Annotated in this window: 8 protein-coding genes; 1 reads left to right on the top strand and 7 read right to left on the bottom strand. The window is 64.1% G+C overall.

Annotated elements, in window-relative coordinates; all coding sequences use genetic code 11:
* Nucleotides 1-105 precede the first annotated feature (105 nt).
* Both secA and ACVOLI_RS12850 read right to left on the bottom strand, forming a co-directional pair.
* On the bottom strand, nt 106-2,817 hold the full coding sequence (gene secA, locus ACVOLI_RS12855; protein ID WP_296247242.1) for a preprotein translocase subunit SecA: 2,712 nt from the start codon (nt 2,815-2,817) through the stop codon (nt 106-108).
* A 177-nt stretch (nt 2,818-2,994) separates the two neighbouring features.
* A complete protein-coding gene (locus tag ACVOLI_RS12850; RefSeq protein ID WP_282266381.1) occupies nt 2,995-3,945 on the bottom strand; it encodes a M23 family metallopeptidase in 951 nt (316 codons plus the stop codon).
* A gap of 12 nt (nt 3,946-3,957) precedes the next feature.
* On the opposite strand from ACVOLI_RS12850, the gene ACVOLI_RS12845 reads away from it, so the two are divergent.
* On the top strand, nt 3,958-4,392 hold the full coding sequence (locus tag ACVOLI_RS12845; RefSeq protein WP_282266380.1) for a DciA family protein: 435 nt from the start codon (nt 3,958-3,960) through the stop codon (nt 4,390-4,392).
* A 226-nt stretch (nt 4,393-4,618) separates the two neighbouring features.
* On the opposite strand, the gene lpxC is transcribed toward ACVOLI_RS12845, so the two are convergent.
* From lpxC to murC, 5 genes are all read right to left on the bottom strand, one after another.
* Nucleotides 4,619-5,530 carry a UDP-3-O-acyl-N-acetylglucosamine deacetylase gene (gene lpxC, locus ACVOLI_RS12840; protein ID WP_481614708.1) on the bottom strand — a complete coding sequence of 304 codons (912 nt, stop codon included), beginning with the start codon at nt 5,528-5,530 and terminating at the stop codon, nt 4,619-4,621.
* Between the two features lie 284 nt (nt 5,531-5,814).
* Complete coding sequence (ftsZ, locus tag ACVOLI_RS12835) at nt 5,815-7,041, bottom strand: cell division protein FtsZ (RefSeq protein WP_296247249.1); 1,227 nt, start codon at nt 7,039-7,041, stop codon at nt 5,815-5,817.
* Between the two features lie 217 nt (nt 7,042-7,258).
* Nucleotides 7,259-8,494 carry a cell division protein FtsA gene (ftsA, locus tag ACVOLI_RS12830; RefSeq protein WP_282266374.1) on the bottom strand — a complete coding sequence of 412 codons (1,236 nt, stop codon included), beginning with the start codon at nt 8,492-8,494 and terminating at the stop codon, nt 7,259-7,261.
* On the bottom strand, nt 8,491-9,219 hold the full coding sequence (locus ACVOLI_RS12825) for a cell division protein FtsQ/DivIB (protein WP_481614707.1): 729 nt from the start codon (nt 9,217-9,219) through the stop codon (nt 8,491-8,493). The genes ftsA and ACVOLI_RS12825 overlap by 4 nt, the downstream gene beginning before the upstream one ends.
* Before the next feature lie 91 nt (nt 9,220-9,310).
* Nucleotides 9,311-10,747, bottom strand: a complete 1,437-nt coding sequence (gene murC, locus ACVOLI_RS12820) for a UDP-N-acetylmuramate--L-alanine ligase (protein ID WP_481614706.1) — start codon at nt 10,745-10,747, stop codon at nt 9,311-9,313.
* Nucleotides 10,748-10,780 lie beyond the last annotated feature (33 nt).

Below are 10,780 nucleotides of genomic sequence, written 5' to 3'. Positions count from 1 at the left end.
AGCCATGCTCGGCAGGGGCACTACCGGTGAAGCCCATGCCGAGCATGGCTCGGCACTACAGGGGCAGATGCCCAAAAAAAGCCCCGCACTTGGCGGGGCTTTCTATCAGTTCAGTTGACCGTGGCAGTGCTTGTACTTCTTGCCACTTCCGCACGGACACGGGTCGTTGCGGCCGACCTTGGGCGCGTTGGCCTCGTCGATCACTTCCGCTGCTTCCTCGTCGGCGCTGTAGCCGCCGTTGTCCTGGTGCTGGAACTGCGACATCTGCAGGCGTGCTTCGGCCTGCTGGCGCTCCAACTGCTCCATTGCCGCTACTTCTTCCTCGCTGCGCACGCGCACGCGCGACAACATGGTGATCACTTCGCGCTTGACGTCCTCCAGCATCTGCGAGAACAGCTCGAAGGCCTCCTTCTTGTACTCCTGCTTGGGCTGTTTCTGCGCGTAACCACGCAGGTAGATGCCCTGGCGCAGGTAATCCATGCGGGCCAGATGCTCCTTCCAGCTCTGGTCGAGCACGGTCAGCATCACGTGCTTTTCCAGTGCGCGCATGGTCTCGGCGCCAACCGCCGCTTCCTTCTGCGCGAAGTGCTCGTCCACGCGGTCGATGACCTTCTGCACGATCGCCTCGGCATCCAGTTCTTCGTGCGCCTTGACCAGGCCAACCACGTCCATCTCCACGCCGAACTCGCCTTCCAGCGTGGCCTGCAGGCCCTGCAGGTCCCACTGCTCGTCCACCGAGTTCGGCGGCACGAAACGGGAGACCAGGTCATAGATCACGTCGCCGCGGATGCCGTCGATGTTTTCCTTGACCGACTCGGCGTCCAGCAACTCATCGCGCTGGCCGTAGATCACCTTGCGCTGGTCATTGTTGACGTCGTCGAAGTCGAGCAGGTTCTTGCGAATGTCGAAGTTGTGCGCTTCAACCTTGCGCTGTGCCTTCTCGATCTGGCGGCTGACCATGCGGTCTTCGATGACGTCGTCTTCCTTCATGCCCATCATGCGCATCGCCTTCTGCACCCAGTCAGAGGCGAAGATGCGCATCAGGTTGTCTTCCAGCGACAGGTAGAAACGGGACGAACCCGGGTCACCCTGACGACCGGAACGGCCGCGCAGCTGGTTGTCGATACGGCGCGATTCGTGACGCTCGGTGCCGACGATGTGCAGGCCGCCAGCCGCCTTGACTGCTTCGTGACGTTCCTGCCACGCCGCCTTCAGTGCGGCCTTCTGCTCGTCGCTGATGTCTTCACCCAGCTCGTGCAGTTCGGTTTCCAGCGAGCCGCCGAGCACGATGTCGGTACCACGGCCGGCCATGTTGGTGGCGATGGTGACCGAGCCCGGACGACCAGCGTTGGCGACGATGGTCGCTTCGCGGTCATGCTGCTTGGCGTTGAGCACTTCGTGCTTCACGCCAGCCTTGCGCAGGTGCTCGGACAGCATTTCCGAGGTTTCGATCGAGGTGGTACCCACCAGCACCGGCTGGCCGCGCTTGGCGCATTCTTCGATGTCGGCCAGCACCGCGTTGAACTTGCCCTTGCGGTTGAGGAACACCTGGTCCGGGTAGTCCTTGCGCACGGTCGGCTTGTTGGTCGGGATGACCAGCACTTCCAGGCCGTAGATGCTCTGGAACTCGAACGCTTCGGTATCGGCCGTACCGGTCATGCCGGACAGCTTCTTGTACATACGGAACAGGTTCTGGAAGGTGATGCTGGCCAGCGTCTGGTTCTCACGCTGTACCGGCACGCCTTCCTTCGCTTCCACCGCCTGGTGCAGGCCGTCGGACCAGCGACGGCCGGCCAGGGTACGGCCGGTGAATTCATCGACGATGACGACTTCGCCATCACGCACGATGTAGTCCACGTCACGCTGGTAGATGGCGTGCGCGCGCAGGGCGGCGTTGAGGTGGTGGACGACGGTCAGGTTCTGCGCGGCGTACAGGCCGTTGTCGTTGTCCGCACCGATGATGCCGGCTTCGCGCAGCAGCTCTTCGGCGTGTTCCATGCCGGCTTCGGACAGGAAGACCTGCTTGCCCTTCTCGTCGACCCAGTAATCGCCCTCGCCCTCCTCGGTTTCCTGCTTGACCAGGCCCGGCACCACGCGGTTGACACGGATGTACAGCTCGGGGGAATCGTCGGCCGGACCGGAGATGATCAGCGGGGTACGCGCCTCATCGATCAGGATGGAGTCGACTTCGTCGACGATGGCGTAATGCAGGCCGCGCTGGTAACGGTCGGCGCGGGTCAGCGCCATGTTGTCGCGCAGGTAGTCGAAGCCGAATTCGTTGTTGGTGCCGTAGGTGATGTCGCTGCCGTAGGCCTCGCGCTTGTCGCTGTGCGGCATGCCCGGGTAGACCACGCCGACGCTCATGCCCAGCCAGTTGTACAGCTTGCCCATCTGCGCCGAGTCGCGGCGGGCCAGGTAGTCATTGACCGTGACCACGTGCACGCCCTTGCCTTCCAGCGCGTTGAGGTAGACCGGCAGCGTTGCCACCAGGGTCTTGCCTTCACCGGTACGCATTTCGGCGATCTTGCCCAGGTGCAGGACCATGCCGCCGATCAGCTGCACGTCGTAGTGGCGCATGCCCAGCACACGCTTGGAGGCTTCGCGGCAGACCGCAAACGCTTCCGGCAGCACCTTGTCCAGGGCTTCGCCAGCGGCGATGCGCTCACGGAACTCGGGGGTCTTGGCCTTCAGCTGGTCATCGGAGAGCTTCTGGATCTCCGGCTCCAAGGCATTGATCTTGGCGACGATACGGTTGAGCTGGCGAAGCTGGCGCTCGTTACGGCTGCCAAAAACGCGGGTAAGCAGGCTGTTGATCATTGAAGGAACCGGTTTGAATGAAATGCCGTGCGACCTGGCTCACCCCCTGGGTTCACCGGTCACAAACGAAACAGGGCGCAATGCGCCCTGTCGATGGCAACGCCTATTGTAGCTTGGGGCGAACGCTTGGGATTCAAGCTCCCCAAAACAAGTCAGCCGAAGCTGACTTGCCACCCATCAGCCACGGCTGAGCCGGCCGACCGGCGTATTGCCGCCCTCGCCGAGGAATTTGCGCGGATTCATCACCACGCCGTTCTGCCAGACCTCGAAATGCACGTGGGCGCCGGTCGAGCGACCGGTGGAGCCGGCCTTGGCCACTTCCTGACCAGCCCGCACCAGACCGCCTTCGCGCACGGTCAGGCGCGAATTGTGCGCATACAGGGTCTTGTAGCCGTTGCCGTGGTCGATCTCGACCACATTGCCGTACCCACCCTTCACGCCTGAGAAGCTGACCACACCGTCGGCCACGGCCAGCACCGGGTCGCCAACGCGGGCGTGGAAGTCCATGCCCTTGTGGTTGCCAACACCGCGGCCGAACGGGTCGGCACGGCCACCGAAGCTGGAGGTGACGTAGGTGTTGCGGATCGGCATGCGCGAAGGCACGGCGTTCTGTTCCAGCTGGTGGTCGAACAACAGCGATTCCATCACCGACAACTGCTTGCCTGAAGCAGCGAAACGCTGCTCCAGCACCTGTAAGTCGGTGTTTACCGCGCTGACCGGGATATCCTGGGTCGGGCCGGGCTCGCCTTCACCCATACCCGGGGTTTCCTGGAAGTCGAACTCGCCGTCTTCCAGCTTGCCCATCTGGGTCAGGCGCTCACCCAGGGCGTTGAGCCGGGTGGCCTGCGCCTGCAGCTCGCCGAGGCGGGCGGCCAGTGCGTTGACCTGGGTCTGCGCATCGGCGCGAACCTTGGCCAGCTCCTGCTGCTGATGGTCAACCTTGGACTGCAGCGCCGCATCGCCGGCCATGCCGATGGCGAAGCTCAGGGCCACGCCCATCAGGCAACCAAGGCCAAGTACGCTACCCAACAGGGCTTGAGGACGATCCTCAAAGAACATCTGAACACGTGAAAACGGCGTCTTGGCCTTTTGTTCACGCGTTTTGATTACGATCTTTTTAAATGTCATTGAAAAATTCTTATGTCAGAGCCGAAATCCAGTGTTCGTTCCCGTTCCGCGCCCAAACAGGCGCTGGAAGCGGCGATGGCGGACAAAGCAGGAAATCCGCTGCGCCGGGCCCTGTGGCTCGATGCGATGGACCGGCAATTGCGCCCCCATTTGCCGCCGGCGCTGGCCAACCGTTGCCGGTTGGCCAATGTGGACGGCGAACACCTCGTTTTTCTCGTCGAATCGCCGGTGTGGCATGCCAAAGTAAGGCTTGCCGAAGACCAACTGCTCGACGCGGCCCGATCCATCGGGCTGAAGGCCACCCGGGTGACCGTCAAGACTGCGACTGCGTCCGCGCACTCCCCAGTGCGTAACGATCAACGCAGCACAGCAGTAAGCGAAGCCACGCACAAAGGACTGCGTGACGCCTTGGCTGCCCTGCAGGATGTCGAATCAACAAAATCCTGAAGGGCCACCGGGTACCTGATCGGCCCCGGCCTCCACCCGACCGTTCAAAGGACCGGATTGGAGCCAGCAGGAATCCTAGCTGCGGAATGCAGCGAAGGAGTTAGTCTTTTGTTAATTAATAGTTAAATTCAGACTGGAACCCGGATCGGGTTCACACAATGATGACAATTAGGACTAGTCGTAACCTGTGAAGGCCACGTCTCTTACGTCCTAACCGCTATTTAACTCAGGCGTAGGCCGGAATGCCGTACTGCACCGGCTCGGGGGCCACCGGCGAGTCGTAGCTGACCCACTCCCAGGCGCTTTGGTCGGCCAGAAGGGCGCGCACCAGCTTGTTGTTGAGCGCATGCCCGGACTTGAAGCCCTCGTAGGCGCCCAGTACCTGCCCGCCGGCCAGATACAGGTCGCCGATGGCGTCCAGGATCTTGTGGCGGACGAATTCGTCGGTGTAACGCAGGCCGTCGTCATTCAGCACGCGGAACTCGTCGAGCACGATGGCATTGTCCATCGAGCCGCCCAGGCCCAGGTTGCGCTCACGCATGTACTCAAGGTCACGCATGAAGCCGAAGGTGCGGGCGCGCGAGATTTCCTTGATGTAGCCGGCCGTGGAGAACTCGATCTCCACCCGCGACTGCTTGGCCGGGATCATCGGGTGATCGAACTGGATGGTGAAACCCAGCTTGTAGCCTTCATACGGCGAAAAGCTGGCGACCTTGTCGCCGTCGCGTACTTCCACCGTCTTGAGGATGCGCAGGAAGCGCTTGGCCGCGCCCTGCTCGACGATGCCCGCCGACTGCAGCAGGAACACGAACGGGCCGGAAGAACCGTCCATGATCGGCAACTCGGCCGAGGACAGTTCGACGATGACGTTGTCCACGCCGAGACCGGCCAGGGCCGACATCAGGTGTTCGACGGTCTGGATCTTGGCACCTTCACAGGTCAGCCCGGTGCACAGGGTGACCTCGGTGACCAGATCGGCACGCGCCGGGACTTCCACCACCGGATCCAGGTCCACCCGTCGGAACACGATGCCATGGTCAACCGGTGCCGGGCGCAGGGTCATGTAGACCTTGTCACCGCTGTGCAGGCCGACGCCGGTGGCGCGGATCGTGTTCTTGAGAGTGCGTTGCTGGATCATGTTTATGTAAGGCCGGAGGGGCCGCGCAGGCGCAGCCAGGGGGACAAACAAGAATAACACGCGTTAACACGCGCCCTTTACAGCGTCAGATTCGGCCGTCAGCTGCCGTCCAGTACCGAAAATATCGCCGGGCCGGCCTTGGCCCGGCGATAAAGGACATGGTCTTTCCATCGGGGTGGACAGCCCCGACGTATCAGCTCTGCATCCAGGAGCCGGCCAGTCCGACCCGCCGCGCCGTTGCCGGCGCAAGCGATGGTCGGGCCTGGATGGCCCCCGCTACCGCATCAGTCAGCCTGGCGACGCAGGAACGCCGGGATGTCCAGGTAGTCATTCGGCAGCTCTGCAGCAGCCGGCGACGCCGACGGGGTGGAAGCAGACACGGTGTCCGAGCTCGGACGACGCAGGCCCATGCCCATGGTGTGACCCACGGCCTTGGCCACGGCGTCGGCCGGGCTTTCGTACTCGTCGAACTCGGCCTGGCCGGTGGTGGCGTTGCGCACCAGCTTGATCGGGCCGCGCTCGCCCGGACGCTGTGCGTTCTTGGCAACGGCACGGTTCAGGCCGGTGGCAACCACGGTCACCTTGATCTCGTCACCCAGGTCCGGATCGATCACGGTGCCGATCACCACGGTGGCGTCTTCCGAAGCGAAGGCATGCACGGTGCGACCGATTTCATCGAATTCGCTCATGGTGATGTCGGTGCCGGCGCTGATGTTGACCAGCACGCCATTGGCGCCGGCCAGGTTCACGTCGTCCAGCAGCGGGTTCTGGATCGCGGCTTCGGCAGCTGCCTGGGCGCGGTCATCACCACGTGCGGTGCCGGTGCCCATCATCGCCAGGCCCATTTCCGACATCACGGTGCGCACGTCGGCGAAGTCGACGTTGATCAGGCCCGGACGCACGATCAGATCGGCGATGCCCTGCACGGCGCCCTGCAGCACGTCATTGGCAGCGCGGAAGGCCTGCACCATGGTGGCGTTGCGGCCGAGTACGGTGATCAGCTTTTCGTTCGGGATGGTGATCAGCGAATCGACGTGCTGGCTCAGCTCCTCGATGCCCTTCAGCGCCACCTGCATGCGGCGACGGCCTTCGAACGGGAACGGCTTGGTGACCACGGCCACGGTCAGGATGCCCATTTCCTTGGCCAGCTGTGCCACCACCGGTGCAGCACCGGTACCGGTGCCGCCGCCCATGCCGGCGGTGATGAACACCATGTCCGCACCCTGCAGGGCGTCCATGATGCGCTCACGGTCTTCCAGTGCGGCCTGGCGGCCGACTTCCGGGTTTGCACCTGCGCCCAGACCCTTGGTTACGTTGGTGCCCAGCTGCAGCTGCAGCTTGGCGCCACAATTCTTGATGGCCTGCGAGTCGGTGTTGGCAGTGATGAATTCCACGCCATCCACGCTGCTGTTGACCATGTGCGCCACGGCGTTGCCGCCGCCGCCGCCCACGCCAACGACCTTGATCACCGCGTTCGGTGCCATCTTTTCAATCAGTTCGAAATGCGCCATGTCCATGTCCTCTCTATTGCCGTGATTGGTTCGGGCATCCGGGAAGAATCCTTCTCCTTCTGCGCCCGCCCGCACCGGCGAGTTGTTTTAGGTGTACCGCTTCGGGTCGCCCCTGCACGGTGGTTGTTGCTTGCTTCAATGACTGCGTTACTGCACTTCGTCTTGCCTTACTGCTTGCCCTTCTGACTGCCTCACTGCTCTACCACCGGTCCCGCGCTCAGAACTCGCCGCGGAACCAATTCTTCAATTTGTTGAACATGCTGCCGGCGCGCCCGGTGGGCAGCGACGGGCGCCGTGGGTGTTCGATCTGGCTGCCCATCAGCAGCAGGCCCACGCCGGTCGCATGCACCGGGTTGCCGACTACTTCGCCAAGGCCGGTGACGTGCTGCGGAATGCCTACACGCACCGGCATCTGCAGCATTTCCTCGGCCAGTTCGACCACGCCTTCCATCTTCGAGGCACCGCCGCTGAGCACCAGGCCCGCGCGCACCATCTCTTCGAAGCCGGAGCGGCGCAGTTCGGCCTGCACCATCTCGAAGATTTCCTCGTAACGGCCCTGCACTGCCTGCGCCAGCGAATGACGCGGCATGCGACGCGGCGGGCGATCGCCGACCGACGGCACCTGGATGCTTTCCTCGGCGGTTGCCATCTGCGCCAGCGCGCAGGCGTAGCGCACCTTGATCTGCTCCGCTTCCGGGGTCGGCGTGCGCAGCATGTGGGCGATATCGTTGGTGACGTGGTCACCGGCAATCGGCAGCGATGCGGTATGGCAGATCGCGCCCTGCACGAACACCGCGATGTCGGTGGTGCCGGCGCCGATGTCGACCATCACCACGCCCAGCTCGCGCTCGTCGGCGGTCAGCACCGCAACGCTGGAAGCCAGCGAGGACAGCACCAGATCGTCCACCTGCAGGCCGCAGCGCTGCACGCACTTGCTGACGTTTGCGGCGGCAGACTGTGCGCACACCACCAGGTGGGCATGCACTTCCAGGCGCACGCCGGTCATGCCGACCGGATTGCGGATGCCTTCCTGCGAATCGTCCAGCACGTACTCGCGCGGGATCGCATGCAGGATCTTCTGGTCGGCGGGGATGGCCACGGCCTTGGCCGCTTCCAGCACGCGATCCAGATCGCCCCAGCTCACTTCGCCTTCGCGGATCGGGGTGATGCCCTGCGAATTGCGGCACTGCACGTGGTTGCCGGAGATCGAGGCGTACACCGAACGGATCTCGCAGCCGGCCATCAGCTCGGCTTCCTCGATGGCGCGCTGGATCGACTGCACGGTGGATTCAATATCCACCACCACGCCGCGCTTGAGGCCGCGCGATTCGTGCGAGCCGATGCCGATCACCTCGATCGGGCTGCCCGGCGAGTACTCGCCGACCAACGCCACCACCTTGGAGGTGCCGATATCCAGGCCAACGATCAGTGATTTGTCACCCTTGCGGTTCATGTCCTGTCCTGCGTCTGCTTTGTTGCCGGCGGCGGGGTTCCCCAGCTCAGCGTGAATCCATTGGTATAGCGAAGATCGGCGCGCACGATCGGCACCTGGGTGCGGGTCAACTGCGGCAGCACGCGCACGAAACGGCCCAGGCGCGAGCGCGCATCGTTGCGTCCGATGATCACCTCGGTGCCGTTGTCCAGCCCCAGTGACCAGCTGCCGCGCGCGTCCATCGCGACTTTGCGTACGTCCACACCGGCCGGTGCGAACAGTGCGCGCGAATCGTTGTACAGCTCGACCACTTCGGTGGTCATGCCATCGGGGCCATCGAGTTCGGGCAGCGGCGCGTTCTCCAGGCCGTGCGGCACCGCGAACAGGCGCCCCTGTTCGGACAGCAGGCGATCCTTGCCCCAGCGCGCAAACGGACGGTGCTCGACGATGCTCACTTCCAGCACATCCGGCCACTGCTTGCGGACCTGCGCGCTTTCCACCCAAGGCAGCTTCTCAACCGCCGCCTGTGCGTCCTGCAACTTCACCGCGAAGAAGCCCGAGCGTGCATATGGAAGCAGGGTTTTCTGCAGGTCTTCCGCCGGCACCCGCTTGAACTCACCGTGCACGCGCAGCTTGGCCAGCGGCCAGCGCTCGGCGCCGACCCAACCGTTGACCACCGCGACCACCGGCAGCACCACCAGGGCGATGGCCAGCAACCAGGCGAGCATGCGCAGGATGGCATTCATCGTGCGCCCTCCCCTGCAGCGCGGCCGCAGGCCACCGTCGCAGCCCGCAGTGCGGTTGCGTGGGTACGGCTCGGCGGCAGCGCGACAGACATCATTCGCCCTTGTTCTCCTTGAAACCTTCGGTGATCACCTGCTGGGCAACGCCGCCGATGTCGCCGGCCCCCATCATCAGCAGCAGGTCACCGTCCTGCAGTACGTCCGGCAGCACCGAGCCCAGGTCGGCGGCATGACCGACCACCACCGGCTCGCTGCGGCCGCGGGCACGGATCGCACGCGCCAACGACTTGGAATCGGCACCGGGAATCGGTGCTTCGCCGGCTGGATAGACCTCGCTCAGCACCAGCGCGTCCACTTCCGACAGCACCGCTGCAAAGGCATCGAACTGATCGCGGGTGCGGCTGTAACGGTGCGGCTGGAAAGCCACCACCAGGCGCTTGTCCGGCCAACCGCCACGGGCAGCGGCAAACACTGCTTCCAGCTCACGCGGGTGATGACCGTAGTCGTCGATCACGCGCACCTTCGCACCCTTGTGGGTGGTGACTTCGCCCAGGTCGTTGAAGCGACGGCCAACGCCTTCGAACTTCTCCAGCGCCGAGGCGATATCTTCCGGTGCCACGCCCAACTGCCAGGCCACCGCAGCGGCGGCCAGTGCATTGAGCACGTTGTGCTTGCCCGGCAGTGCCAGGGTGACCGGCACGCTGGTGCCTTCCGGCAGGCGCAAGGTGAAGCGCATGCGCGGACCATCCTGCACCACGTCCTCGGCGCGCACGTCGGCATTGCTGCTCAGGCCATAGCTCATCACGTGACGCGGGGTCTTGGCAGCCAAAGCAGCCACTTCCGGATCATCGATGCACAGCACCGCCAGACCGTAGAACGGCAGGCGCTGCAGGAACTCGGCGAACGCTGCCTGCACGCGGGCGAAGTCGTTGCCGTAGTTCTCAAGATGGTCGGCGTCGATGTTGGTGATCACCGCGACCAGCGGGTTCAGGCGCAGGAAGCTGCCGTCGCTTTCATCGGCCTCGGCCACCAGCCACTGGCCACCGCCGAGCTTGGCGTTGGCACCGGCCGCCAGCAGCTGGCCACCAATCACGAAGGTCGGGTCCAGCTTGCCTTCGCTCAGGATCGCTGCGGTCAACGAGGTGGTGGTGGTCTTGCCGTGGGTACCGGCGACGGCGATGCCGCGACGGAACCGCATCAACTCCGCCAACATCGCCGCGCGCGGCATGATCGGAATGCGCTGGCTGCGCGCTTCCATCAGCTCGGGGTTGTCTTCGCGGATGGCGCTGGAAACCACGATGCAGTCGGTGCCCAGCACGTTGGCAGCGGAGTGACCACGCATCACGCGCGCGCCCAGCCGCGCCAGTCGGCGGGTGGCTGCGTTGTCGGCATTGTCGGAACCGGAGACTTCATAGCCCAGGGTCAGCATCACTTCGGCGATGCCACTCATGCCGGTGCCGCCGATGCCGACGAAATGCACGCGCGGGAACGCGCGAACCAGGTCGGTGGTGTCGTTGAGGCGGCGAATCATGCCTGGCCTCCGGTGTGGCTGGCGCGGGTGCGC

This window comes from Stenotrophomonas sp. STEN029 (genome assembly GCF_056760015.1).
The sequence above is the reverse complement of the archived record's forward strand: the minus strand, read 5'-3'. Positions and strand labels throughout refer to the sequence as shown.

Bases quoted from the DNA above. Each gene is read 5' to 3' on its own strand.
- secA (WP_296247242.1), bottom strand. From the start codon at position 2,817: ATGATCAACAGCCTGCTTACCCGCGTTTTTGGCAGCCGTAACGAGCGC.
- ACVOLI_RS12850 (WP_282266381.1), bottom strand. From the start codon at position 3,945: ATGACATTTAAAAAGATCGTAATCAAAACGCGTGAACAAAAGGCCAAG.
- ACVOLI_RS12845 (WP_282266380.1), top strand. From the start codon at position 3,958: ATGTCAGAGCCGAAATCCAGTGTTCGTTCCCGTTCCGCGCCCAAACAG.
- lpxC (WP_481614708.1), bottom strand. From the start codon at position 5,530: ATGATCCAGCAACGCACTCTCAAGAACACGATCCGCGCCACCGGCGTC.
- ftsZ (WP_296247249.1), bottom strand. From the start codon at position 7,041: ATGGCGCATTTCGAACTGATTGAAAAGATGGCACCGAACGCGGTGATC.
- ftsA (WP_282266374.1), bottom strand. From the start codon at position 8,494: ATGAACCGCAAGGGTGACAAATCACTGATCGTTGGCCTGGATATCGGC.
- ACVOLI_RS12825 (WP_481614707.1), bottom strand. From the start codon at position 9,219: ATGAATGCCATCCTGCGCATGCTCGCCTGGTTGCTGGCCATCGCCCTG.
- murC (WP_481614706.1), bottom strand. From the start codon at position 10,747: ATGATTCGCCGCCTCAACGACACCACCGACCTGGTTCGCGCGTTCCCG.